The sequence below is a fragment of the Aeromonas mytilicola subsp. aquatica genome (assembly GCF_044336385.1).
GTDB classification, from domain to species: Bacteria; Pseudomonadota; Gammaproteobacteria; order Enterobacterales; family Aeromonadaceae; genus Aeromonas; species Aeromonas rivipollensis.
This window is the reverse complement of the sequence record NZ_CP172298.1, coordinates 4,598,824-4,622,500: the sequence shown is the minus strand read 5'-3', so window position 1 is coordinate 4,622,500 and position 23,677 is coordinate 4,598,824. Positions and strand designations below refer to the sequence as shown.

The 23,677-nt window shown below is 60.7% G+C and carries 20 protein-coding genes, 1 tRNA gene and 2 rRNA genes (1 of these 23 cut by a window edge); 19 read left to right on the top strand and 4 right to left on the bottom strand.

The features are described from left to right. The 3 genes from ACFWHB_RS21220 to ACFWHB_RS21210 form a co-directional block, all read left to right on the top strand. A 23S ribosomal RNA gene (locus ACFWHB_RS21220) occupies nucleotides 1-2,527 on the top strand; it begins 363 nt to the left of the window's first position. 125 nt (nucleotides 2,528-2,652) lie between these two features. Then, nucleotides 2,653-2,767, top strand: a 5S ribosomal RNA gene (rrf, locus tag ACFWHB_RS21215). 106 nt (nucleotides 2,768-2,873) lie between these two features. Then, nucleotides 2,874-2,949 (top strand) — tRNA-Thr (locus tag ACFWHB_RS21210). 48 nt (nucleotides 2,950-2,997) lie between these two features. Here ACFWHB_RS21210 and ACFWHB_RS21205 read toward each other — a convergent pair. Next, the gene (locus ACFWHB_RS21205; RefSeq protein WP_163149869.1) at nucleotides 2,998-3,201 is read right to left on the bottom strand and encodes a hypothetical protein; all 204 of its coding nucleotides are present in this window, start codon (nucleotides 3,199-3,201) and stop codon (nucleotides 2,998-3,000) included. A gap of 141 nt (nucleotides 3,202-3,342) precedes the next feature. Here ACFWHB_RS21205 and ACFWHB_RS21200 point away from each other — a divergent pair, with 141 nt between their 5' ends. From ACFWHB_RS21200 to ACFWHB_RS21140, 13 genes are all read left to right on the top strand, one after another. Further along, nucleotides 3,343-4,608 carry a cytosine deaminase gene (locus tag ACFWHB_RS21200; protein WP_163155206.1) on the top strand — a complete coding sequence of 422 codons (1,266 nt, stop codon included), beginning with the start codon at nucleotides 3,343-3,345 and terminating at the stop codon, nucleotides 4,606-4,608. 89 nt (nucleotides 4,609-4,697) lie between these two features. Next, on the top strand, nucleotides 4,698-5,075 hold the full coding sequence (gene crcB, locus ACFWHB_RS21195) for a fluoride efflux transporter CrcB (RefSeq protein ID WP_106885397.1): 378 nt from the start codon (nucleotides 4,698-4,700) through the stop codon (nucleotides 5,073-5,075). Between the two features lie 65 nt (nucleotides 5,076-5,140). Beyond that, complete coding sequence (gene ubiE, locus ACFWHB_RS21190) at nucleotides 5,141-5,893, top strand: bifunctional demethylmenaquinone methyltransferase/2-methoxy-6-polyprenyl-1,4-benzoquinol methylase UbiE (RefSeq protein WP_106885398.1); 753 nt, start codon at nucleotides 5,141-5,143, stop codon at nucleotides 5,891-5,893. An 8-nt stretch (nucleotides 5,894-5,901) separates the two neighbouring features. Then, nucleotides 5,902-6,510, top strand: coding sequence for a ubiquinone biosynthesis accessory factor UbiJ (locus tag ACFWHB_RS21185; RefSeq protein ID WP_025328843.1), 609 nt, complete (start codon nucleotides 5,902-5,904; stop codon nucleotides 6,508-6,510). Continuing rightward, complete coding sequence (ubiB, locus tag ACFWHB_RS21180; protein ID WP_106885399.1) at nucleotides 6,510-8,150, top strand: ubiquinone biosynthesis regulatory protein kinase UbiB; 1,641 nt, start codon at nucleotides 6,510-6,512, stop codon at nucleotides 8,148-8,150. Before ACFWHB_RS21185 ends, ubiB begins: the two co-directional genes overlap by 1 nt. A gap of 40 nt (nucleotides 8,151-8,190) precedes the next feature. Next, nucleotides 8,191-8,439 carry a Sec-independent protein translocase subunit TatA gene (gene tatA, locus ACFWHB_RS21175; protein WP_025328841.1) on the top strand — a complete coding sequence of 83 codons (249 nt, stop codon included), beginning with the start codon at nucleotides 8,191-8,193 and terminating at the stop codon, nucleotides 8,437-8,439. Between the two features lie 3 nt (nucleotides 8,440-8,442). After that, on the top strand, nucleotides 8,443-8,895 hold the full coding sequence (gene tatB / locus ACFWHB_RS21170) for a Sec-independent protein translocase protein TatB (RefSeq protein ID WP_168236128.1): 453 nt from the start codon (nucleotides 8,443-8,445) through the stop codon (nucleotides 8,893-8,895). After that, nucleotides 8,892-9,647: a twin-arginine translocase subunit TatC gene (gene tatC, locus ACFWHB_RS21165; protein ID WP_139744615.1), complete on the top strand. Its 756-nt coding sequence runs from the start codon at nucleotides 8,892-8,894 to the stop codon at nucleotides 9,645-9,647. The genes tatB and tatC overlap by 4 nt, the downstream gene beginning before the upstream one ends. Before the next feature lie 111 nt (nucleotides 9,648-9,758). Then, nucleotides 9,759-10,544, top strand: coding sequence for a TatD family hydrolase (locus ACFWHB_RS21160; RefSeq protein ID WP_163149881.1), 786 nt, complete (start codon nucleotides 9,759-9,761; stop codon nucleotides 10,542-10,544). Between the two features lie 3 nt (nucleotides 10,545-10,547). Next, the gene (hemB, locus tag ACFWHB_RS21155) at nucleotides 10,548-11,567 is read left to right on the top strand and encodes a porphobilinogen synthase (RefSeq protein WP_303810256.1); all 1,020 of its coding nucleotides are present in this window, start codon (nucleotides 10,548-10,550) and stop codon (nucleotides 11,565-11,567) included. 221 nt (nucleotides 11,568-11,788) lie between these two features. Then, nucleotides 11,789-13,831 carry an oligopeptidase A gene (gene prlC, locus ACFWHB_RS21150; protein ID WP_395949192.1) on the top strand — a complete coding sequence of 681 codons (2,043 nt, stop codon included), beginning with the start codon at nucleotides 11,789-11,791 and terminating at the stop codon, nucleotides 13,829-13,831. Between the two features lie 276 nt (nucleotides 13,832-14,107). Continuing rightward, on the top strand, nucleotides 14,108-16,672 hold the full coding sequence (locus tag ACFWHB_RS21145) for a putative bifunctional diguanylate cyclase/phosphodiesterase (RefSeq protein ID WP_395949191.1): 2,565 nt from the start codon (nucleotides 14,108-14,110) through the stop codon (nucleotides 16,670-16,672). Between the two features lie 51 nt (nucleotides 16,673-16,723). After that, on the top strand, nucleotides 16,724-17,482 hold the full coding sequence (locus ACFWHB_RS21140; protein ID WP_395949190.1) for a class I SAM-dependent methyltransferase: 759 nt from the start codon (nucleotides 16,724-16,726) through the stop codon (nucleotides 17,480-17,482). Between the two features lie 69 nt (nucleotides 17,483-17,551). Here ACFWHB_RS21140 and ACFWHB_RS21135 read toward each other — a convergent pair whose 3' ends face one another. Genes ACFWHB_RS21135 through rhlB form a run of 3 tightly spaced genes read right to left on the bottom strand, consistent with a single transcriptional unit; the run spans nucleotide 17,552 to nucleotide 20,630 of the window. Beyond that, the gene (locus ACFWHB_RS21135; protein ID WP_393937714.1) at nucleotides 17,552-17,806 is read right to left on the bottom strand and encodes a Rho-binding antiterminator; all 255 of its coding nucleotides are present in this window, start codon (nucleotides 17,804-17,806) and stop codon (nucleotides 17,552-17,554) included. Between the two features lie 30 nt (nucleotides 17,807-17,836). Then, entirely contained in the window at nucleotides 17,837-19,327 is a 1,491-nt protein-coding gene (gene gppA, locus ACFWHB_RS21130; RefSeq protein ID WP_111913021.1) for a guanosine-5'-triphosphate,3'-diphosphate diphosphatase, read from the bottom strand. A 13-nt stretch (nucleotides 19,328-19,340) separates the two neighbouring features. Continuing rightward, nucleotides 19,341-20,630 (bottom strand): ATP-dependent RNA helicase RhlB, encoded by a 1,290-nt coding sequence (gene rhlB, locus ACFWHB_RS21125; RefSeq protein ID WP_106885407.1) that lies wholly within the window; start codon nucleotides 20,628-20,630, stop codon nucleotides 19,341-19,343. Between the two features lie 113 nt (nucleotides 20,631-20,743). Between rhlB and trxA the strand changes: the two genes are divergently transcribed. The 3 genes from trxA to ACFWHB_RS21110 all read left to right on the top strand — a co-directional run bounded on the left by trxA (nucleotide 20,744) and on the right by ACFWHB_RS21110 (nucleotide 23,655). Next, the gene (gene trxA / locus ACFWHB_RS21120; protein WP_025328829.1) at nucleotides 20,744-21,070 is read left to right on the top strand and encodes a thioredoxin TrxA; all 327 of its coding nucleotides are present in this window, start codon (nucleotides 20,744-20,746) and stop codon (nucleotides 21,068-21,070) included. 206 nt (nucleotides 21,071-21,276) lie between these two features. Then, complete coding sequence (rho, locus tag ACFWHB_RS21115) at nucleotides 21,277-22,542, top strand: transcription termination factor Rho (protein WP_041206691.1); 1,266 nt, start codon at nucleotides 21,277-21,279, stop codon at nucleotides 22,540-22,542. Between the two features lie 108 nt (nucleotides 22,543-22,650). After that, on the top strand, nucleotides 22,651-23,655 hold the full coding sequence (locus tag ACFWHB_RS21110; protein WP_395949189.1) for a hypothetical protein: 1,005 nt from the start codon (nucleotides 22,651-22,653) through the stop codon (nucleotides 23,653-23,655). Nucleotides 23,656-23,677: the final 22 nt, after the last annotated feature.

The window sequence follows — 23,677 nt, the reverse complement described above, 5'->3', positions numbered from 1 at the left end:
AGTAGGGCGGGACACGTGACATCCTGTCTGAATATGGGGGGACCATCCTCCAAGGCTAAATACTCCTGACTGACCGATAGTGAACCAGTACCGTGAGGGAAAGGCGAAAAGAACCCCTGTGAGGGGAGTGAAATAGAACCTGAAACCGTGTACGTACAAGCAGTGGGAGCCCTTCGGGGTGACTGCGTACCTTTTGTATAATGGGTCAGCGACTTACATTTTGTAGCGAGGTTAACCGTATAGGGGAGCCGTAGGGAAACCGAGTCTTAACTGGGCGTCTAGTTGCAAGGTGTAGACCCGAAACCGGGTGATCTAGCCATGGGCAGGTTGAAGGTTGAGTAACATCAACTGGAGGACCGAACCCACTAACGTTGCAAAGTTAGGGGATGACCTGTGGCTGGGGGTGAAAGGCCAATCAAACTCGGAGATAGCTGGTTCTCCCCGAAAGCTATTTAGGTAGCGCCTCGGACGAATACTACTGGGGGTAGAGCACTGTTTGGACTAGGGGGTCATCCCGACTTACCAACTCCATGCAAACTCCGAATACCAGTAAGTACTATCCGGGAGACACACGGCGGGTGCTAACGTCCGTCGTGAAGAGGGAAACAACCCAGACCGCCGGCTAAGGTCCCAAAGTTCTGGTTAAGTGGGAAACGATGTGGGAAGGCTCAGACAGCTAGGATGTTGGCTTAGAAGCAGCCATCATTTAAAGAAAGCGTAATAGCTCACTAGTCGAGTCGGCCTGCGCGGAAGATGTAACGGGGCTCAAACCAGGCACCGAAGCCGCGGATTCACACTTATGTGTGAGTGGTAGGGGAGCGTTCTGTAAGTCTGCGAAGGTGTGTCGAGAGGCATGCTGGAGATATCAGAAGTGCGAATGCTGACGTAAGTAACGATAAAGGGGGTGAAAAGCCTCCTCGCCGGAAGACCAAGGGTTCCTGTCCAACGTTAATCGGGGCAGGGTGAGTCGACCCCTAAGGTGAGGCCGAAAGGCGTAATCGATGGGAAGCAGGTTAATATTCCTGCACGACTTGTAATTGCGATGGGGGGACGGAGAAGGCTAGGTGGGCCAGGCGACGGTTGTCCTGGTGAAAGTGCGTAGGTGGTGTTTCTAGGCAAATCCGGAGACACAACACTGAGACACGAGACGAAGCCACTACGGTGGTGAAGCCATTGATGCCCTGCTTCCAGGAAAAGCCTCTAAGCTTCAGATTACAAGTCATCGTACCCCAAACCGACACAGGTGGTCGGGTAGAGAATACCAAGGCGCTTGAGAGAACTCGGGTGAAGGAACTAGGCAAAATAGAACCGTAACTTCGGGAGAAGGTTCGCTCTTGACAGTGAAGTCCCTTGCGGATGGAGCAGTTGGGAGTCGCAGTGACCAGATGGCTGGGACTGTTTATCAAAAACACAGCACTCTGCAAACACGAAAGTGGACGTATAGGGTGTGACACCTGCCCGGTGCCGGAAGGTTAATTGATGGGGTTAGCGCAAGCGAAGCTCTTGATCGAAGCCCCGGTAAACGGCGGCCGTAACTATAACGGTCCTAAGGTAGCGAAATTCCTTGTCGGGTAAGTTCCGACCTGCACGAATGGTGTAACCATGGCCATGCTGTCTCCACCCGAGACTCAGTGAAATCGAATTCGCCGTGAAGATGCGGTGTACCCGCGGCTAGACGGAAAGACCCCGTGAACCTTTACTACAGCTTGGCACTGAACATTGAACCTACATGTGTAGGATAGGTGGGAGGCTTTGAAGGCGTGACGCCAGTTGCGCTGGAGCCGTCCTTGAAATACCACCCTTGTATGTTTGATGTTCTAACGCAGGGCCCTGAATCGGGCTCGCGGACAGTGCCTGGTGGGTAGTTTGACTGGGGCGGTCTCCTCCCAAAGAGTAACGGAGGAGCACGAAGGTTGGCTAATCCTGGTCGGACATCAGGAGGTTAGTGCAATGGCATAAGCCAGCTTAACTGCGAGACGGACAGGTCGAGCAGGTACGAAAGTAGGTCATAGTGATCCGGTGGTTCTGAATGGAAGGGCCATCGCTCAACGGATAAAAGGTACTCCGGGGATAACAGGCTGATACCGCCCAAGAGTTCATATCGACGGCGGTGTTTGGCACCTCGATGTCGGCTCATCACATCCTGGGGCTGAAGTCGGTCCCAAGGGTATGGCTGTTCGCCATTTAAAGTGGTACGCGAGCTGGGTTCAGAACGTCGTGAGACAGTTCGGTCCCTATCTGCCGTGGGCGTTGGATGATTGAAGGGAGTTGCTCCTAGTACGAGAGGACCGGAGTGAACGAACCTCTGGTGTTCGGGTTGTCACGCCAGTGGCACTGCCCGGTAGCTAAGTTCGGAATCGATAACCGCTGAAAGCATCTAAGCGGGAAGCGAGCCCTGAGATGAGTCATCCCTGACCCCTTGAGGGTCCTAAAGGGCCGTTGGAGACCACAACGTTGATAGGTGGGGTGTGTAAGCGCGGCGACGTGTTGAGCTAACCCATACTAATTACCCGTGAGGCTTAACCATACAACACCCAAGAAGTGTTCTAAGGCTTGTAGCAAGTGCATGAACTACTAACTAATTCAGTGATAGCGACCAGGCAAACTAGCCGAGTCGTTATTCACGTCAGCTTTCCGAGATTGAAGAATTTGCCTGGCGGCCATAGCGCCGTGGAACCACCTGATCCCATGCCGAACTCAGAAGTGAAACGCGGTAGCGCCGATGGTAGTGTGGCATTCGCCATGCGAGAGTAGGACACTGCCAGGCTTCAATTAAGCAATCACAGCGATGTGGTTGGTCGCGACACAACGTCAGGTTGTGTTGGACAGAAGATTTAGATAGCGCACACAGTGCGGTCTTTACCGGTTAGTGTGCTGATATGGCTCAGTTGGTAGAGCGCATCCTTGGTAAGGATGAGGTCCCCAGTTCGACTCTGGGTATCAGCACCATGAAAACGAAAGCCTCCCTGAAAAGGGAGGCTTTTTTGTTTTTACCATTCAGTTCATCGAGATCTGTCTGGCATCGAGATAGAAGCGGGCCTGCCCGGAAGCCTCTATCCGAATGGCTGCGACTAGTCGTTCGTTTCGCTTGTACTCCCACTGTTCGTCTATCTCGGTCAATGGGGGCTTGTTGATGCCCAGTGTCTGCAGATATTCGTGAAACAATCCTGCGCTGCCGATCTCGGTCAATCCTGCTTTCATCCCTATCCACTCCCTTTATTGTTGCTGTTCTTCAATGATGTCAGCCTCATATGCATTCTGTGTGAACGCTTTTCTATTAAATTGATCCGAGCTAAGTTGTGGATTGGCAAAGACAACCAGCGTCTCGAAGGGGAAAGGAACATGTTGATAAAGAATGTGCGTCTGAGTGGCAGGGAGGGGCTGTGGCAGATCCTATGTCAGGATGGCCTGATCAGAACCATAGCCCCCATGAGCCAGATCCTCCTCTCTACCCGGGAACTGGATGGGGAGGAGGGGATGGCGATGGCCCCCTTTATCGAGCCTCATATTCACCTCGATACCACCCAGACCGCCGGTGAGCCGAGCTGGAACCTCTCCGGTACCCTGTTCGAGGGGATAGAGCGCTGGGCCGAACGCAAGGCGTTGTTGACTCATGAGGATGTGAAGCGGCGGGCTATACAGACGCTGAAGTGGCAGATCGCCAACGGCATCCAGTTCGTTCGTACCCATGTGGATGTCTCCGACCCCAACCTGGTGGCCCTGAAAGCCATGCTGGAGGTGCGGGAGGAGATGAAGGGGTGGGTCGAGCTGCAGATCGTCGCCTTCCCGCAGGAGGGGATCCTCTCCTATCCTAACGGCAAGGCCTTGCTGGAAGAGGCACTCAGGCTGGGAGCCGACGTGATAGGCGCCATTCCCCATTTCGAGTTCACTAGGGAATATGGGGTCGAAAGTCTGCATTATGTCTTCGATCTTGCCGAGAAATATCAGGTTTTGGTGGATGTGCACTGTGACGAGATCGATGACGAGCAGTCCCGCTTCATCGAGACCCTGGCGACCCTGGCCTACGAGCGAGGTATCGGCCACCGGGTGACCGCCAGCCATACCACAGCCATGCACTCCTACAACGGGGCCTATGCCTCTCGCCTGTTCCGACTGCTCAAGATGGCGGACATCAACTTCGTCGCCAATCCGCTGGTGAACATTCACCTGCAGGGGCGCTTCGATACCTACCCCAAGCGCCGTGGCATTACCCGGGTCAAGGAGATGCTGGAGGCGAACATCAATGTCTGCTTCGGTCACGACGATGTGTTCGATCCCTGGTATCCCATGGGGACGGCCAACATGTTGCAGGTGCTGCACATGGGGCTGCATGTCTGCCAGATCATGGGTTACGAGCAGATCAACGACGGTTTGAAGCTGATCAGCAGCCACAGCGCCCGTACCCTGAACGTGCAGGATCGCTACGGCATCGAGGTGGGAAAACCGGCTAACCTGCTGATCCTGCCCGCCGAGAACGGCTTCGATGCGGTGCGTCGTCAGGTGCCGGTGCGCTACTCCATCCGTCATGGCCGCGTGATTGCCGAGACCCGGCCAGCGCAGACCGCCCTGCATCTGGATCAGATAGAGCCGGTGGATTTTCGCCGATGAGGCGGCTCATCCCCGTAGATTAATTGCCCCGCTATCCCCGCTTGCCGGCATTTTGCATAATGTCGGCCTGACACTTATGGAGTCTCCCCATGCAAACCTGGTTATTTGTCGCGGCCGGCGGTGCCATCGGCGCCTGCCTTCGTTTTGGTATCGCCGAGTTGATGGCGCTGCTGCTGGGGCGCCACTTCCCCTATGGCACCCTGGTGGTCAACGTGGTGGGCTCCTTCATCATGGGGGTGGCCTATGCCCTCATTCTGCACGGGCATGTGGCCGAGCATCCGCTCAAGCCACTCCTGATGGTGGGTATATTGGGTGCCCTGACCACCTTCTCTTCTTTTGCCCTGGATACTGTGGTGCTGGCTCAACACGGGGCCTATCTGAAGGCGCTGCTCAACATAGGCCTCAATCTCTTCCTCTGCCTGGCCATGGTCATGCTGGGGATGCAGTTGGTGGCCAGCCGGGTTTAAGGTGTCCGCAGGTCACCGGCTCTGGTAAACTGGCGGCCATTCTTTGCTCTATGGGTGTTTGAGGGATGTCGGAACAGACTAATACTACGCATTTTGGCTATAAAACCGTGGCGGCGACCGAGAAGGAAACTCTGGTGGCTGGCGTCTTTCATTCGGTGGCGGCCAAGTATGATCTGATGAACGATCTGATGTCGTTCGGCATTCATCGCCTGTGGAAGCGCTTCACCATCGATTGCTCCGGCGTGCGCAAAGGCCAGAAGGTGCTGGATCTGGCCGGTGGCACCGGCGATCTGACCGCCAAGTTCTCCCGTATCGTTGGCGAGACAGGTCAGGTGGTGCTGGCGGACATCAACGATTCCATGCTGAAAGTGGGCCGCGACAAGCTGCGCAACCTGGGGGTCGCCAACAACGTCTCCTACGTGCAGGCCAATGCCGAGGCGCTCCCCTTCCCGGATAACCACTTCGACGTCATCACCATAGGCTTCGGCCTGCGCAACGTGACCGACAAGGACAAGGCGCTCGCCTCCATGTTCCGGGTGCTCAAGCCGGGTGGTCGCCTGCTGGTGCTGGAGTTCTCCAAACCCGCCAGCGAGGTGATCGCCAAGCTCTACGATCTCTACTCCTTCAAACTGCTGCCAAAAATGGGCGAAATCGTCGCTAACGACGGTGAAAGCTACAAGTACCTGGCAGAATCCATTCGCATGCACCCGGATCAGCAGACCCTGGCTGGCATGATGGAGCAGGTCGGCTTCGAGCAGGTGGAGTTCTACAACCTGACTCAGGGTGTGGTCGCCCTGCACCGTGGTTACAAGTTTTAAGGTCGCCTATGCCGATGGATGCCATGGTCACAGCGGTGATCGAAACCAGCCTCAACCAGTTGCTGGCTCTCGACAAGCAGAGCCCGGCGCGGCTGCGCAAGCTCGCGGGCAAGGTGCTCAAGCTGGAGCTGCGTGAGCTCAAGCCGCTCTGGTTTGTCTTCTCCGAGCGTCGGCTGGACGTGCTGGCCCGCTATGAGGGGGAACCCGACGCCGTGCTGAGCCTGTCGCTGACGGCGATCGGCCTGCTGAAGGATCCTTCCGCCCTGACTCGCTATATCCGCGAGGAGAAGCTGGACTTGAGCGGCGATCCCCAGCTGGTACAGGCCTTCAGCGCTTTGCTGGGGGAGCTGGACATCGACTGGGAAGAGGAGCTGTCGCGCTATACCGGCGACGTGCTGGCTCATACCCTGTGTGGCGGCGCCCGTCAGGCCCGTCGCGTGGTAGGCCGCGAGCTGTGCCGCTCCCAGCGCCAGCTGGCCGAGTACCTCACCGAGGAGGCCCGCCTCGCCCCAGGCCCCCTGGAAGTGGCCAGTTTCAACGACGATGTCGAGGTGCTGGCACAGCACATGAAAGCGGTCGAGTTGCGGCTGGCCCGCCTCGAGCAGCAGGTGAGCTGATGACCCCCAAGGAGTTCAAACGCCTCTATCGCATCGTCAGCATCCTGCTGGAGCAGGGCATCGACGAGCTGGTGCCCGCCCGCTATCAACCCTGGCCCGGACGCCTGGTGCGCCGCAGCCTGTTCTGGCTCAAGAACAAGCAACCTGAGCTGTGCCGTGGTGCCCGCATTCGCCTCGCCTTCGAGGCCCTGGGCCCCATCTTCATCAAGTTCGGCCAGATGCTGTCGACCCGCCGGGATCTGCTGCCGCCAGACATCGCCGAAGAGCTGGCCCTGCTGCAGGACAGGGTGCCCCCCTTCTGCGGGCAGGAGGCCAGGCGCCAGATAGAGGCGAGCCTGGGCTGCCCCATCGAAACCCTGTTCGATGACTTCGACGAGACGCCGCTGGCGTCCGCCTCCATTGCCCAGGTCCATACCGCCCGCTTGAAGGAGAATGGCCGGGAGATCGTCATCAAGGTGATCCGTCCCGACATAGAGCCCGTCATCGAGGCCGATCTGCGCCTGATGCAGGCGCTGGCTCGTCTGGTGGCCCGTTTCGTGCCCCAGAGCGCGCGGCTGCGCCCAGTCGAGGTGGTGGAGGAGTACCGCAAGACCATACTCGACGAGCTCAACCTGATGCGAGAAGCGGCCAACGCCATCCAGCTGCGCCGCAACTTCACCGGCTCAGAGGCGCTCTATGTGCCCGAGGTCTACACGGATCACTGCCGCGAGCAGGTACTGGTGATGGAGCGCATCTACGGCATTCCTGTCTCCGACATAGCCGCGCTGGAGGCCAACGGCACCAACATGAAACTGCTGGCGGAGCGCGGGGTTGAGGTCTTCTTCACCCAGGTGTTCCGTGACAGCTTCTTCCATGCGGACATGCACCCGGGCAACATCTTCGTCTCCTTTGAGCACCCGGAGAATCCACTCTGGATCGGCATCGACTGCGGCATAGTCGGCACCCTGAACCGGGAAGACAAACGCTACCTGGCGGAGAACTTCCTCGCCTTCTTCAACCGTGACTATCAACGGGTGGCGCAACTGCACGTGGAGTCCGGCTGGGTACCTCCCGACACCAAGGTGGACGAGTTCGAGTTCGCCATCCGCACCGTGCTGGAGCCCATCTTCGAGAAGCCGCTCTCCGAAATTTCGTTCGGCCACGTGCTGCTCAACCTGTTCAACACCGCCCGTCGCTTCAACATGCAGGTGCAGCCCCAGCTGGTGCTGCTGCAGAAGACACTGCTCTATGTGGAAGGGCTGGGGCGCCAGCTCTATCCCCAGCTGGACCTGTGGCAGACAGCCAAACCCTACCTGGAAAGCTGGATGCACGAGCAGGTGGGCCCCAAGGCGGTGCTCAATGCGATCCGCGAGAAGGCCCCCTTCTGGGCGGAGAAGCTGCCGGAGCTGCCGGAGCTGGTCTACGAGACCCTGCGCCAGGCTCGGCATCAGCAACACCACTTCGAGCAGATGTTCGCCGATTTTCGCCTGCACAGCCGTCGTCAGGGACAGGCCCGCTACCTCTTAGGGGTGGGAGCCAGCCTACTGTTGGTGGGTGTATTCTTGCTGACCCAGAAACAACATATTGAGTGGGGACAAATCAGTCTCGCCGGCGCCGGGTTATGCTGGCTGCTGGGCTGGTTGAAGACCCGCATTCATTAATTAAACTGCGCCATCAGGCGCCTATCCTGGAGAGAAAGTCATGGGTGGTATCAGTATTTGGCAATTGTTGATCATCGCAGTCATAGTCGTGCTGCTGTTCGGTACCAAGAAGCTGCGCGGCATAGGTGGCGATCTGGGTGCCGCCGTGAAGGGGTTCAAGAAGGCGCTGTCGGATGATCCGGCCGATGCCAAGCCTGAGCAGAAGGATGCGGAGTTTCCGGCCAAGCAGCTGAACGAGACGGCCAGCAGTGCCGAGACCGCCAAGCAGAAAGACAAAGATCAGGCCTAAGCCATGTTCGACATCGGTTTTTGGGAGCTGGTCGTCATCGGTGTCGTCGCTCTGGTGGTGCTGGGTCCCGAGCGGTTGCCGGTCGCCATCCGTACCGCCAGCCACTGGATCAAGCTGATCCGCAGTACCGCCAACTCGGTCAAGACAGAGCTGGAGCAGGAGCTCAAGTTGCAAGAGCTGCACAATGATCTGAAGAAGGCCGAGCAGTTGCAGATGAACAACCTGAGCCCCGAGCTGCAGGAGTCCATCGAGCAGCTGAAGGCGGCGGCCCAGTCGGTGAACCGTCCCTATCAGCCACAGCATGAGGCACAGAACGAGATCCGCCCGCCCGTCGCCCAGGCTGAACCTGCCACGCCGGTGGAACCTGCGGTGCAGCTGACCCGTGAAGTGCCGCCGGTCAACAGCCAGCGCGAGCCGGTCAGCGAGTCGGCCGGCAAAGGGGAGGTGAAGCCATGAGTCAGGCCGAGCAACCCCTTATCAGCCACCTGGTGGAGTTGAGAACCCGTCTGCTGCGCTCCATCTCTGCCATCCTGCTGGCGTTCGTCGCGCTCATCTATTTCTCCAACGACATCTACGATTTCGTGGCCCGGCCGCTGCTCAGCCAGCTGCCTGAAGGGACCAGCATGATAGCGACGGATGTGGCGACCCCCTTCATCACGCCCATCAAGCTGACCCTGGTGGTCTCCTTCTTCGTGGCCATCCCCTATCTGCTCTATCAGGCCTGGGCCTTCATCGCCCCCGGCCTGTACCAGCACGAGCGGCGCCTCGTCATGCCGTTGGTGGCCTCCAGTGCCGTGCTCTTCTATGCCGGCATGGCGTTCGCCTACTACGTGGTGTTCCCCCTGGTGTTCGGCTTCTTCACCAGCACGGCCCCCGCCGGGGTGACGGTGGCGACCGACATTGCCAGCTATCTGGACTTCGTGCTGACCCTGTTCTTTGCGTTCGGGGTGGCGTTCGAGATACCAGTGGCCACCATCTTGCTCTGCTGGACCGGGGTCACCACCCCCAAGAGCCTGAGGGAGAAGCGCCCCTACGTCATCGTCGGGGTCTTCGTGGTCGGCATGCTGCTGACTCCGCCCGATGTCTTCTCCCAGACCCTGCTGGCGATCCCCATGTGGGCCCTGTGGGAGATAGGTCTCTTCTTCGCCCGCTTCTATGTGAGGAAAGAGGACGAGGAGGAGCAGGAACAACCGGAAGAGGGGAGCTGAGGCTCCCTTCCTCTTTTCATGCATCCGTTCGAGGCGTATGGTGATGCCCCATCGAGTAGATGGTTTTCAAATACCTGATATGTATTCCTTTTGTTCGGAACCTCTGATCCCATGATCGACATTGGTCTCAACCTCACCAGTCCCCAGTTTGCCGGCGAACAGCCAGCACTGGTGGCCCGCGCCCGCGCCGCCGGGGTGGAGGCGCTGATCCTGACCGGTACCGATCTGGCTGGCAGCCGCGAGAGTGCCAAGCTTGCCGCCGAGTGGCCCGGTTACTGCTTCTCCACCGCCGGGGTGCATCCCCACGATGCCAAGAGTGTGGATGAGCAGACCCTGCCTGCCCTGCGCGCGCTGGCGGCGCTGCCTCAGGTGGTGGCCATCGGCGAGTGCGGGCTCGACTACAACCGCGACTTCTCCCCCCGTCCGGTGCAGGATGCGGTGTTCGACGCCCAGCTGGCGCTGGCCGCCGAGCTCGGGATGCCGGTGTTTCTCCACTGCCGCGATGCCCACGCCCGTTTCATCGAGATCCTCCGTCCCTGGTTGCCCAGGCTGCCGGGGGCCGTGCTGCACTGCTTCACCGGCTCCGACCAGGAGCTGGACCAGTGCCTGGCGCTGGGGTTGCACATAGGGGTGACCGGCTGGCTCTGTGACGAGCGCCGTGGCCAGTTGCTGCGCGAACAGGTGGCGCGCATTCCCGCCGGTCGCCTGATGATCGAGACCGACGCTCCCTATCTGGTGCCGCGGGATCTGAAACCCAGACCGAAACGCAACGAACCCGCTTTTTTGCCGCACATCGCCCAGGTGGTGGCGGCCTGCCGTGGTGAAGCGCCCGAGGCCTTGCTGGCCCATACCCGGGCCACCTCCGCCGCATTTTTCCAACTTCCTCTTTTGGAGTGATTCATGGCCATAACTCTTCCGGGCACCTTTCCGGGTCGCCGCCTGCGCCGGGTGCGCAAACATGATTTCAGCCGTCGTCTGGTGCGCGAGAACCAGCTGACCGTCAACGATCTCATCTATCCGGTGTTCGTGCTGGAGGGGGAGGGTCAGCGTGAGGCCGTCGCCTCCATGCCGGGGGTGGACAGGCTCTCCATCGATCTGCTGCTGATCGAGGCCGCCGAGCTGGTTGAGCTGGGCGTGCCCGCCATCGCCCTGTTCCCTGTGACGCCGCTGGGGCAGAAGAGCCTGCTGGCGGAAGAGGCCTATAACCCGGACGGCCTGGCCCAGCGTGCCACCCGAGCCCTCAAGGCCCGCTTCCCTGAGCTGGGTGTCATCACAGACGTGGCGCTGGATCCCTTCACCACCCATGGTCAGGACGGCATCATAGATGACGAAGGCTATGTGCAAAACGACATCACCACCGAGATCCTGGTGAAGCAGGCACTCTCCCACGCCGCCGCCGGGGCCGACATAGTGGCGCCGTCCGACATGATGGATGGCCGTATCGGTGCGATTCGCGCCGCGCTGGAAGAGAACGGCTTCGTCAACGTCCAGATCATGGCCTACTCCGCCAAGTACGCCTCCAGCTACTACGGCCCGTTCCGCGATGCGGTGGGCTCCGCCGCCAACCTCGGCAAGAGCAACAAGGCCACCTACCAGATGGATCCGGCCAACGGCAACGAGGCGCTGCACGAGGTGGCGCTGGACATCGCCGAAGGGGCCGACAGCGTCATGGTCAAGCCGGGCATGCCCTATCTGGATGTGATCCGTCAGGTGAAGGATCAGTTCGGGGTGCCTACCTTCGCCTACCAGGTGAGCGGTGAGTACGCCATGCACATGGCGGCGATCCAGAACGGCTGGCTGAAGGAGCGGGAGTGCGTCCTGGAGTCCCTGCTCTGCTTCAAGCGGGCCGGTGCCGACGGCATCCTCACCTACTTCGCCAAGCGGGTCGCCCAGTGGCTGAAGGAAGACGCCCGGCGCTGATGCGAGCGGCGTCATCCCCTTCACAATGCCGGCCCCAGGGCCGGCATTGTCGTCTCTGGATGCCGGATCGCTGCATTAATGAGCAGCTTTTGGCGAAATCTGGGCAGCGGGCCCGGCTCTGGGTGGCAAAGGCTTGATAAATGGGGTTTCTGCCTACATCTTAGATGGTCCAAGCAAGCTTCTGGACGGCAGGGGCTGCAGAGCATTTAGAGGTACCGCAGATGACTAACCCTTTGCTGACAATGGACTCGCTGCCCCCCTTCAGCCAGATCCAGCCCGATCAGGTGCAGCCTGCCGTGACGCAGGCCATCGCCGATTGCAAACAGAAGATTGAGGATGTGCTGGCGCAGCGGGACCCCCACACCTGGGACAGCCTGATAGCCCCGCTGGAAGAGGTCAATGACCGCCTGTCCCGAGTCTGGTCACCGGTCAGCCACCTCAACGCCGTGCTCAACAGCGAAGCGCTGCGCGCGGCTCATGACGCCTGCCTGCCGCTGCTCTCCGAATTCCAGACCTATGTGGGCCAGCATGAAGGGCTCTATCAGGCCTATCTGGCTCTCTCCGAGAGCGACGACTTCCTCCTGCTGAGCGGCGCCCAGCGCAAGGAGATCCAGAATACCCTGCGCGACTTCCGCCTCTCCGGCATAGGTCTGCCCGCCGAGGCGCAGCAGCGCTATGGGGAAATTCAGGCCCGCCTCTCCGAGCTGGCTTCCCGCTTCAGCAACAACGTGCTGGATGCGACCCAGGGCTGGAGCAAGCTGGTGACCGACGAGGCCGAACTGGCCGGTCTGCCTGCGAGCGCCCAGGCGGCCGCCCGCCAGATGGCTGAACTCAAAGGCAAAGAGGGCTGGCTGTTCACCCTGGATATTCCTTCTTATCTGCCGGTGATGATGTACTCGGACAACCGTGCACTGCGCGCCGAACTGTATGAGGCCTTCACCACCCGCGCCTCGGATCAGGGCCCCAATGCCGGCAAGTGGGACAACTCCGCCATCATGACCGAGCTGCTGACCCTGCGCCGCGAGCTGGCCCAGCTGCTGGGCTTTGCCAACTACGCCGAGCTGTCCCTTGCCACCAAGATGGCGGACAAGCCGGACCAGGTGGTGAGCTTCCTCACCGATCTGGCGGCCAAGTCCCTGCCGCAAGGCAAGGCCGAGCTGGAGGAGATCCGCGCCTTCGCCGCCGAGCAGCACGGTCAGAGCGAGCTGGCCGCCTGGGATCTCGCCTACTACGCCGAGAAGCTCAAGCAGCACAAGTTCTCCATCTCCGACGAGCAGCTGCGTCCCTACTTCCCCGCCAGCCGGGTGGTGAAGGGGCTGTTCGAAGTGGTCAAGCGGGTGTTCGGCATCAAGGTGCGCGAGCGCCTCGGCATCGACACCTGGCATCCCGACGTGCGCTTCTACGACATCTTCGATGCCGAGGATGAGCTGCGCGGCAGCTTCTACCTCGACCTCTACGCCCGGGAACACAAGCAGGGCGGTGCCTGGATGGATGTTTGCCTGGGCCGTCGCTACCGTCAGGATGGCTCACTGCAAAAGCCGGTAGCCTACCTGACCTGCAACTTCAACGGCCCCGTAGATGGCAAGCCGGCCCTGTTCACCCACAACGAAGTGGTCACCCTGTTCCACGAGTTCGGCCACGGCATTCACCACATGCTGACCCAGATCGATGTGGCCGGTGTGGCCGGCATCAACGGCGTGGCCTGGGATGCGGTGGAGCTGCCGAGCCAGTTCCTGGAGAACTGGTGCTGGGAGTCCGAGGCGTTGGCCTTCATCTCCGGTCATCATGAGACCGGCGAGCCGCTGCCCGCAGATCTGCTGGAGAAGATGCTGACCGCCCGCAACTTCCAGGCGGCGATGCAGATGCTGCGTCAGCTGGAGTTCGCCCTGTTCGACTTCCGCCTGCACCAGGAGTTTGACCCGGCCAATCCGGATCAGATCCCGACCCTGCTGAGTGAAGTGCGCAGCCAGGTGGCCGTGATGACGCCACCGGCGTTCAACCGCTTCCAGCACAGCTTCTCCCACATCTTCGCGGGCGGCTATGCGGCGGGCTACTACAGCTACAAGTGGGCCGAGGTGCTCTCCGCCGATGCCTTCTCCCGCTTCGAGGAGGAGGGGATCTTCAACCCGGCCACGGGCCAATCCTTCCTGAAGAATATTCTGGAGAAGGGGGGCTCCAAGGAGCCGATGGAGCTGTTCCGTGCCTTCCGCGGTCGTGAGCCCAAGGTGGATGCGCTGCTACGTCATAGCGGGATTGCCGCATGATGTTCCGCACCTGCGGTGGTCGCGAGCCCAAGGTGGATGCCTTGCTCCGACACAGCGGGATTGCCGCATGAGGCCCAGCGCCCTTCACCGGCGTGAGCTTCATGCAGGTACAGATTTGCGACATAGTGGGATCACAGCGTGATTTTTGAGATAAAAAGGGACCTTTTGGTCCCTTTTTTCAAGGGTTTTTAATATCTTGCGGAGTGCATGTTTGCACTGGCCCCGCCTCTTCAGTAGAGTCGGGTTCTACCTTCCAAGGAGAGAAAGAACCTTGCCATGAGGCGAGCACTCGAGTCTGTCTATCAAATCATCTCAAGCCTGTCTCATTCGAGTGGTCAGGGATATTTTGATACCTTTGTGAGTGAAATCGCCAACGCGGTCGGGGCTGACTTCGTCCTGGTTTCAGGCAAGGATCAGGCCGGGCTCTTCTTCACTGTGCATGCCGCCTATCCCGCCTCTCTCGACATCAACTCCTACAGCTTCCCCCTCGCGGATACCCCGGGGGAGATCGCCATGCAGCAGGGAGAAGCCTGGTTCAGCGATCGTACCCGGGAGCTGTTTCCCCATGCGGCCGTGCTGGAGCGCTGCCAGGTTCGGGGCTATGCCGGCGTCGCACTGAAGAGTGCCGAAGGCGAGACCATAGGGCTGTGCAGCGTCATGTTCAAGCGGGCCACCCCCAGAATGGACAAGGTCATGGGGCTGCTGCGGCTGTTGGCACCGCTCGCCGGCCGTGAACTGGCCCTGATGTATCAGCAGCAGCGTCAGTCGCTCCCCGCCCAGCCGGAATGCCCCGACTTCCTGGACACCATGATGTCCCATGCGCCGGTCGGCATCGGCAAGCTCGATCTGAACGGCACCATCCTCTGGGTCAACCCGGCCATCGAGAAGATGCTGGGCTACAGCCAGCAGGAGCTGCTGCGGCTCACCGTCGCCGAGCTCAACCACCCCGACGACTGGCTGACCAGCATCCCTCTCTACGAGGCACTCAAGCGGGGAGAGCGCCCCGCCTTCACCCAGGAGAAGCGCTACCTGCACCGGGATGGCTCTGTGCTCTGGGGCCGGGTGACTGTGACCCTGATCCGCAACGAGCAGATGCATCCCGACTACCTCATGGTGGTGCTGGAGAACATAGACCCCATGAAGCGCCATGCGGAGCAGCTCAAGCTCTCCCACCGGGTCTATGACAATCTCTCCGAGGCCATACTGGTGTGCGATGCCGACAGCCGCATCATCTCGGTGAACCCGGCGTTCGAGAAGATCACCGGCTACAGCGAGGAGGAGGCCCGCGGCCAGCGCCCCAGCCTGCTCAAGTCCGGGCTGCACGATCAGACCTTCTACGCCGACATGTATCACGCCCTGGAGCGGGTGGGGATCTGGCGCGGCGAGGTGTGGAACAAGCGCAAGAACGGCAAGCTCTATCCCCAGCAGCTGATGATCAGCGCCCTGCGAGAAGGGGGCAGGATCAGCCAGTACATCGCCATCTTCAGCGATCTCTCCCAGACCAAGCTGGCGGAGCAGAAGATCGCCGCCCAGGCCAACTACGACAACCTCACCGGGCTGCCGAACCGCTGGTTGTTCGGCCGCTGCCTTGCCCGCTTCTGCGAGCGGGGGGAGCGCTTCGCGCTCATGGTGCTGGATCTCAACAACTTCAAGGCGGTCAACAACAGCATGGATCACCATGTCGGCGATGCCCTGCTGCGAGAGGTGTCGGATCGGCTGGTGAGCCGGGTGCGCACCGAGGATCTGGTGGCCCGCATCGGCGGCGACGAGTTCGCCTTCCTGGTGCCCGGCATAGTCAACCGGCGTCAGGCCGAGGTCTTCGCCAAGCAGGTGATAGGCGGCTTCGCCCGTCCCTTCATGCTGGCGAACCAGCACCTCTATGTGACCGCGACCTTAGGCATCACCCTCTGCCCCAACGACGGGGCCGACAGCGACGAGCTGCTGCGCAACGCCGAGCAGGCGCTGTTCGTCGCCAAGCGGCAGGGGCGCTCCCTCGGTACCTACAGCGCCTCCATGCGGGAAGAGGTGAGCCAGCGCCACCAGATGCAGCAGGATCTGGCGGAGGCCATCAAGCTGGGGCAGCTGACCATGGCCTATCAGCCCATCTGGGACAATCGCAGCGGCCGGGTCGCCAAGCTGGAGGCCCTGGTGCGCTGGTATCACCCCCACTGGGGTCAGGTGTCGCCGGCGGACTTCATCCCGCTGGCGGAAGAGGCGGGGCTCATCCAGGGGTTGGGGGCTCTGGTGCTCTGGCAGTCGTGCCGGGATCTGGCCCGCCTGCAGCAGTCCGGCTTCCCGGATCTGCAGATGTCCATCAACCGCTCCACCCTGGAGTTTCAGACCATAGATCCCGAGGCGAACGAGTGGCTGCGAGTGATCCGCCACTTCGACCTGGACCCGGCGGACATCATCATAGAGATCACCGAGTCCCTGCTGATGGAGAGCAGCGATCAGCACAGGGTGCGGATCGATGCCCTGCGCGAGGCGGGCTGCAAGCTGGCCATCGACGACTTCGGCACCGGCTACTCGGCGCTGAACTACCTGCGCACCTTCCCGGTGGATCTGGTCAAGATAGACCGCTCCTTCGTGCGCCACATCCCCTTCAATGAGCAGGACAGGCTGCTGCTGGACGGCATCATCAACATAGTGCACAACCTCGGCATGCAGGTGGTGATCGAGGGGGTGGAGACCCGTGAACAGCTCAACTTCCTCTGCCAGAAGGGCTGTGCCTTCACCCAGGGCTATCTGCTCAGCCGCCCGCTGCCCTATGACGATCTGGTGGAATACCTGACCCTCAATCGCCAGGGGATGAACCTGGCCAATCTGACCACAGTGAGCTGATCCCCCGCTTCTGCTATCATGCCCGCTTCCGTGCCGCCATGAGTCTTCGTTATGCCCCATATCCAGGTTTTCAGTGAAGTGCCCGCCCGCGATGGCGAGCTGGACGCCCTGCAACTGCGTCTGGCCGAGGTGGAGTTTCCCGCCCCCTTTGCGCTGGTGCTGACTGACACCAGGCTGGAGCTGCGCAAGCTGGACGAACCCAAGCTGGGCGCCGTCTATGTGGACTTCGTGGATGGGGCCGTGGCCCACAGGCGCAAGTTCGGTGGCGGCCGCGGCCAGTCCATCGCCAAGGCGGTGGGGCTGAAGTCCGGGGCCATGCCGACAGTGGTGGATGCCACCGCCGGGCTCGGCCGCGACGCCTTCGTGCTGGCCTCCCTCGGCTGCAAGGTGACCCTGATCGAGCGCAGCCCCGTGGTGGCGGCCCTGTTGCAGGACGGGCTGGCACGGGCGGCCCAGGATCCCGAGATTGGCCCCTGGGTCAGCGAGCGCATGCATTTACTGCAGGGGCCTGCGGTGGACAACCTGCTGGCGTTGAGCGAGCGGCCCGAGGTCATCTATCTCGATCCCATGTTCCCCCATAAGCAGAAGTCGGCGCTGGTGAAAAAAGAGATGCGGGTGTTCCAGTCCCTGGTGGGGCCGGATCTCGATGCGGATACCCTGCTGCCTGCCGCGCTCAAGATGGCGAACAAGCGGGTGGTGGTAAAGCGCCCAGCCTATGCTGGCTGGCTCAATGAACATAAACCAAGCATGGCTATCGAGACCAAGGGTAACCGCTTCGATGTCTACGTGATGGCGGCGTTGGCGGGTTAAAGCCAGCCAGGGTAGGCGAGATACAAAAAGGAGGGCCAACATATGTTGGCCCTCCTTTTTGCTTTGGGGTCAGCGGGCGGGCGCGAAGCGGATATGCCGCGCTTCCCCCTGCCAGACGAGATCCAGGGTCGCCAGGTCGGCGAGGCTGAGGCGCTCGCCGCTCTCCAGCAGCAGATACTCGACGCCGTCGCTGGCCTCTATGGTGCGGACCCTGTCATCCCACCGACGACCGTCGCGGCTGGCGAGGGTCACCGGCAGTTGCCAGCGGGCGGCAATTTCGAGCCAGTCGTAAAGGTCACAGCTGATGGGTTGGTAATCCGGCATGATCGACTCCCAGACAAGCAAGTTTCCGGTTCAGGCTTCCTGTACGCGGGTGGGCCAGCCCATCTTCTGCTGGCGCTCCACCTCGAGCCGCAGCTCGCTGGCGCGCAGGTAGTGTTCGTCCATCCACCCCTTGGGCAGGGTCAGGGTCAGCGACTCCTCCTCGGCCTGCAGAGTAAAGCTGGGCACTGTGCCCTGGGTGCGGCGCATGCAGAGGATCAGCGCGATGCGCAGGATGCGGGCCAGCCTGATCGCCTGGCGACCGGTGACGGCGCCCTGCTTCTCCAGGGTGTCCAGCTTGAATTCGTCCCGCTGGTTGAACAGCAGGGCCGACAACAGCTTCTTCTGCGCAGGGGTGAAGCCCGGCATGTCGATGTTGTCGATGATGTAGGCGGCGTGTTGCGGTGCCTTCTTGTACTCGATGCAGAGGCCAATCTCGTGCAGCAGGGCCGCATAACGCAGGATGGGGCGGCCGTAACGCTTGGAGAGACGCCAGGCCGGTTGCAGCTGGTTGAAGGCTTCGACGGCGGTGTCGCGCACCCGCTCGGCGTGCTCTTTATCCAGCTGATAGCGGCTGATCAGGCTGTCGGCGGTTCTGTCCCGGGCATCACAGTCGTGATTGTTGCCGAGCAGGCCGTAGATCAGGCCTTCCCGCAGGGCGCCACCCGCCAGCGTCATGCTCTCTATGTTCAGGGTCTCGAAGATGGCGATCAGGATGGCGAGGCCGGAGGGGAACACAGTCAGCCGCTCGGCGGCCAGTCCTTCCAGCTGCAGCCGATCCAGCCTGCCGCAGGCGATGGCCTGACCCATCAGCTCCTGCAGCTTGGGCAGGGTGACCCGCTCGCTCTTCCCTTGCGCCAGCATGATCTCCTGCAGCGCCTGGACAGTGCCGGAGGCGCCGACACAGGTGCGCCAGCCGAGAGCGCGGTAATCTTCCGCCACCTTCTCCAGTACCGTCTTGGCGGCGGCAATCGCCTGCTGGAAACGGGCCTCGGAGAGCTCGCCGTCACCGAAGTGATTGTTGAGCCAGGTGACGCAGCCCATGTGCAGGCTGTTGAGCAGTTTGGCTTCGCTGTGTTCGCCTATCACCAGCTCTGTGCTGGCGCCGCCGATGTCGATCACCAGGCGGTTGCCTTCCCCGGCGGAGGTCCAGGAGACCCCCTCGTAGATGGTCTTGGCCTCTTCCTCGCCCGAAATGATCTCGATGCTGTGGTTGAGCACCCGTTCCGCTTCGCTCAGGAACTCGTCAACGTTGGTGGCGAGGCGCAAGGTGGCGGTTCCCACCACCCGGATGTTGTCGGACGGAATGTCCTGCAACTGCTCGGAGAACAGACGCAGGCAGTCCCAGCCCCGCTCCATGGCGGCACGGCTGAGACGAAATTCCGGATCGAGACCGGCGGCGAGGCGAACCTTGCGCTTGACCTTGGTGACGGTGCGCAGGGCACCGGCGACCTCGCGCACCACCAGCATGTGAAAGCTGTTGGAGCCGAGGTCGATGGCGGCATAGAGCGGCGAGTTGTGCAACTGGGCCAGTCCCTTAGTTCTTGCGTGGCGGACGGCGGCGGTTGTTGCTGTTGCCACCACCCTGGCGATCCCGCATGTTGCGGTTCACCGGCTGACGGTTGCGGAACACCCGTTTCGGGGCTGTCACATCATCCAGCAGGGAGTCGCGATCGTACTTGCTGACCGGGATGGCGTGGTGGATGTACTCCTCGATGGCCGGCAGGTTGAAGGCATAGTCTTCACAGGCCAGGCTGATGGAGTGACCGCTCTTGCCGGCACGACCGGTACGACCGATACGGTGTACATAGTCTTCGGCATCGTCGGGCAGGTCGTAGTTGAAGACGTGGGTCACGTCGGGGATGTGCAGACCACGGGCGGCCACGTCGGTGGCGACCAGGATGTCCAGGGTGCCCTTGGTGAAGTCTTCCAGGATCTTCATCCGCTTCTTCTGCGGCACGTCACCGGTCAGCAGGCCGACACGGTGGCCGTCGTTCTCCAGCCACGCATGTACGTCTTCGCAGACATGCTTGGTGTTGGCGAAGACGATTGCCTTTTCCGGCCACTCCTCTTCCATCAGGGAGAGCAACAGCAGCATCTTGTCTTCGTTGGAGGGGTAGAACAGCTCCTCCTTGATCCGCACGCCGGTCATCTGTTCCGGCTCTATCTGCACGTGTTCCGGGTGGTTCATGTGCTCGTAGGCCAGCTCCTGCACCCGCAGGGAGAGGGTGGCGGAGAACAGCATGCTCAGACGCTCGGTGGCGGGCGGCATGCGGCGGAACAGGAAGCGGATGTCCTTGATGAAGCCGAGGTCGAACATGCGATCCGCTTCATCCAGCACCACGACCTGGATGTTGCCCAGATCGATCACCTTGGACTTGAAGTAGTCGATGATGCGGCCTGTGGTACCGATCAGGATGTCGACACCCTGTTCCAGCACGGCCAGCTGCTTGTCATAGCCTTCGCCACCATAGGCGAGACCGAGCTTGAGCCCGGTGGAGGCAGACATGCCTTCTGCATCGTTGTAGATCTGGACCGCCAGCTCCCGGGTCGGGGCCATGATGATGGCGCGGGGCTGGTTGACGAGGCGCGGCCTGGTCAGGGGATGGGTCAATAAATAGTTGAAGGTCGCGGCCAGGAAGGCAAGGGTCTTGCCGGTCCCCGTCTGGGCCTGACCGGCGAGGTCATGGCCTTCTACCAGCAGGGGCAGAGACAGTGCCTGGATGGGCGTACAATAGTGAAATCCCTTTGATTCCAGACCAGCCAGAACTTCGGGTTCGAGGCCCATTTGGGCGAATTTTTCGGTCGTTAGATGTGTTTTGCTCATGGCGGTAGGTTATCAGGTTAGGCTTGCAATAATAAACAGGATCATTTCAAATAGGGCAACTATTGCCTTTGTTGAACCATCAATAAAGCCTTAATTACTGACTGGAGTTGGAGATGAGTGACAAGATTGTTCAGCTGAGCGATGCCAGCTTCGAGGCCGATGTAATCAAAGCCGACAGCCCCGTTCTGGTCGATTTCTGGGCTGAATGGTGCGGTCCGTGCAAGATGATTGCCCCGATCCTGAACGAAGTCGCCCAAGAATATGCCGGTCGCGTGACAGTGGCGAAATTGAACATCGATCATAACGCCGACACTCCGCCCAAGTATGGCATTCGCGGTATCCCGACCCTCTTGCTGTTCAAGAATGGCGAAGTGGCAGCGACCAAGGTCGGCGCCCTGTCCAAGACTCAGCTGAAAGAGTTCCTGGACGGTAACCTGTAATAATCAAGAAGGAGCGCATTGCAATAATGCGCTCCTTGTGTTTTATCACCTAGACGCTCATCCCGATTGGTGCTAGTTTATCGCTCGTTTGCTAACCTTTTTGCCTGACTTCTTGCTTAACAGCAGCCTGGCAAGTCAAATCCGATCAGCATCAATCCAGCAGACTGTCTCCTCATTTCAATCCTTGCTTACAGACTTTCACCACTATGAATCTGACTGAACTAAAGAACACTCCTGTGTCTGAGCTGGTACAGCTTGGCGAATCCATGGGGTTGGAAAATCTGGCTCGGGCGCACAAGAAAGACATCATCTTCGCGATCCTCAAGGCGCACGCCAAGGGTGGCGAGGATATCTTTGGCGACGGTGTGCTGGAAATCCTGACCGACGGCTTTGGCTTCCTGCGCAGCGCAGACGGCTCCTATCTGGCCGGCCCGGACGATATCTACGTCTCCCCGAGCCAGATCCGCCGTTTCAACCTGCGAACCGGCGATACCGTTTCCGGCAAGATCCGGCCACCGAAAGAGGGCGAACGTTATTTCGCGCTGCTCAAGGTCAACGAGGTCAACTACGACCGCCCGGAAAACGTCCGCAACAAGATCCTGTTCGAGAACCTGACTCCGCTGCACGCCAACGAGCGTCTGCGCATGGAGCGTGGCAACGGCTCGACCGAAGACATCACAGCCCGCGTGCTGGACCTGGCTGCCCCCATAGGTAAAGGCCAGCGTGGCCTGATCGTGGCGCCGCCCAAGGCCGGTAAGACAATGCTGCTGCAGAACATCGCCCAGAGCATCGCCTACAACCATCCGGACTGTGAACTGATCGTGCTGCTCATCGACGAGCGTCCCGAAGAAGTGACCGAGATGCAGCGCATGGTGAAGGGTGAAGTGATCGCCTCTACCTTCGACGAACCTGCTTCGCGCCACGTTCAGGTTGCCGACATGGTGATCGAGAAGGCCAAGCGTCTGGTCGAGCACAAGAAGGATGTGGTCATCCTGCTGGACTCCATTACCCGTCTGGCGCGTGCCTACAACACCGTCATCCCCTCATCCGGCAAGGTACTGACCGGTGGTGTGGACGCCAACGCCCTGCACAGGCCCAAGCGCTTCTTCGGTGCTGCCCGCAACGTTGAGGAAGGCGGCAGCCTGACCATCATCGCCACCGCGCTGGTCGACACCGGCTCCAAGATGGATGAAGTCATCTACGAAGAGTTCAAGGGTACCGGCAACATGGAACTGCACCTCTCGCGCAAGATTGCCGAGAAGCGTGTCTACCCGGCCATCGACATCACCCGCTCCGGCACCCGCAAGGAAGAGCTGCTGACTGCGCCGGACGAGCTGCAGAAGATGTGGATACTGCGCAAGATCATTCACCCCATGGGCGAGATCGACAGCATCGAGTTCCTCATCGACAAGCTGGCAGCCACCAAGACCAATGACGAGTTCTTCGACTCCATGAAGCGTCAGCAGAAATAACTGCATCTTGGAATGACAGAACCGCGGCCCAGGTCGCGGTTTTTGTTTATCTATTTCACGGCTGGCTTAGTAGTATGTGAGCCTCGATGTCACAAGGACAGGGACGTCATGAAGCTGGTATTTCTCATAGGGCTCTGCTGGATGCTGGCCGCCCCGGTGCAGGCCGATTCGCTCCCGCCGCAGCGGGCGCCGCTGGTGGCTGACGAGGGGTTGCAAGGTCACAGTGATTATCTGAACGGCCGGCTGGCGCTCGACCAGTTTGACGCCATGGATGCCCTGCTGGAGAGCCTGGCGGTGGGGCAGCGGGAATATTTGCTGCATCAGCTGCTGAGCGGGCTCAAGTCATCGGATGCCCCCAGCCCCGCCCTGCTGGCTTGGGTGCGCAAGCAAGCCGCCAAGGCGCCACAATGGCTGGTGGAGGGGGAGGTGGACGGTTTCCTGGTCCAGCTGCCCGCCTATGATTTTGCCGCCGAGGCCCGGCTGGTGCTCAACCACTGGCAGCAGCTGGCCTGGCAGGACAACTACCGCCAACTGCTGGAGCAGAACCGCTTCGACTACAAGCAGGTCTACTACAGCCGCAACCCTGAGCTGGCCCGGCAGCAACAGGCGCTGCTGAGTGTGCTCGATGAGCAGCCCACCCCGGTGCTGCGGCGCGAGGCCGACCGGCTCGCCTCCCTCAACCTCTTCCTGCCCGACAACCAGTTGCTGCTGCACCTCATCGAGCGGACCGGCGATACCGCGCTCTACCTGAAGCTGTGGCGTCAGCCTGTTGATCACGACAGCCTGACGGCCCTGCACTCCATTCCCCGCTTCCATACCGGCCAGGAGGCGAGCGATCTGCTGATCGCCGCCAGTCGCAACGGGCGGCTGATGATCCCCGCCCTGCAGCAGCTCAGCCGGCTCTCGCCGCTGCCGGACGGTGCCCAGCAATACCTGCTGGCGGAGCTCGGCAAGCACCAGTATGGCGGCCTGGTGGCCGGTCTCTTGCTGCAGATGGACGAGCCCAGGCTGCTGGGCCAGCTGGCGGACAGGCTCACCCGACAGGAGCGACGTCACGCCTCGTCCGTCATGCTGCCCGATACGGGTACACCGGATGCGCGGCCAGGGTTATAATGCGGAACCTCCTGACCCCGCT

Bases quoted from the DNA above. Each gene is read 5' to 3' on its own strand.
- ACFWHB_RS21205 (WP_163149869.1), bottom strand. From the start codon at position 3,201: ATGAAAGCAGGATTGACCGAGATCGGCAGCGCAGGATTGTTTCACGAA.
- ACFWHB_RS21200 (WP_163155206.1), top strand. From the start codon at position 3,343: ATGTTGATAAAGAATGTGCGTCTGAGTGGCAGGGAGGGGCTGTGGCAG.
- crcB (WP_106885397.1), top strand. From the start codon at position 4,698: ATGCAAACCTGGTTATTTGTCGCGGCCGGCGGTGCCATCGGCGCCTGC.
- ubiE (WP_106885398.1), top strand. From the start codon at position 5,141: ATGTCGGAACAGACTAATACTACGCATTTTGGCTATAAAACCGTGGCG.
- ACFWHB_RS21185 (WP_025328843.1), top strand. From the start codon at position 5,902: ATGCCGATGGATGCCATGGTCACAGCGGTGATCGAAACCAGCCTCAAC.
- ubiB (WP_106885399.1), top strand. From the start codon at position 6,510: ATGACCCCCAAGGAGTTCAAACGCCTCTATCGCATCGTCAGCATCCTG.
- tatA (WP_025328841.1), top strand. From the start codon at position 8,191: ATGGGTGGTATCAGTATTTGGCAATTGTTGATCATCGCAGTCATAGTC.
- tatB (WP_168236128.1), top strand. From the start codon at position 8,443: ATGTTCGACATCGGTTTTTGGGAGCTGGTCGTCATCGGTGTCGTCGCT.
- tatC (WP_139744615.1), top strand. From the start codon at position 8,892: ATGAGTCAGGCCGAGCAACCCCTTATCAGCCACCTGGTGGAGTTGAGA.
- ACFWHB_RS21160 (WP_163149881.1), top strand. From the start codon at position 9,759: ATGATCGACATTGGTCTCAACCTCACCAGTCCCCAGTTTGCCGGCGAA.
- hemB (WP_303810256.1), top strand. From the start codon at position 10,548: ATGGCCATAACTCTTCCGGGCACCTTTCCGGGTCGCCGCCTGCGCCGG.
- prlC (WP_395949192.1), top strand. From the start codon at position 11,789: ATGACTAACCCTTTGCTGACAATGGACTCGCTGCCCCCCTTCAGCCAG.
- ACFWHB_RS21145 (WP_395949191.1), top strand. From the start codon at position 14,108: ATGAGGCGAGCACTCGAGTCTGTCTATCAAATCATCTCAAGCCTGTCT.
- ACFWHB_RS21140 (WP_395949190.1), top strand. From the start codon at position 16,724: ATGCCCCATATCCAGGTTTTCAGTGAAGTGCCCGCCCGCGATGGCGAG.
- ACFWHB_RS21135 (WP_393937714.1), bottom strand. From the start codon at position 17,806: ATGCCGGATTACCAACCCATCAGCTGTGACCTTTACGACTGGCTCGAA.
- rhlB (WP_106885407.1), bottom strand. From the start codon at position 20,630: ATGAGCAAAACACATCTAACGACCGAAAAATTCGCCCAAATGGGCCTC.
- trxA (WP_025328829.1), top strand. From the start codon at position 20,744: ATGAGTGACAAGATTGTTCAGCTGAGCGATGCCAGCTTCGAGGCCGAT.
- rho (WP_041206691.1), top strand. From the start codon at position 21,277: ATGAATCTGACTGAACTAAAGAACACTCCTGTGTCTGAGCTGGTACAG.
- ACFWHB_RS21110 (WP_395949189.1), top strand. From the start codon at position 22,651: ATGAAGCTGGTATTTCTCATAGGGCTCTGCTGGATGCTGGCCGCCCCG.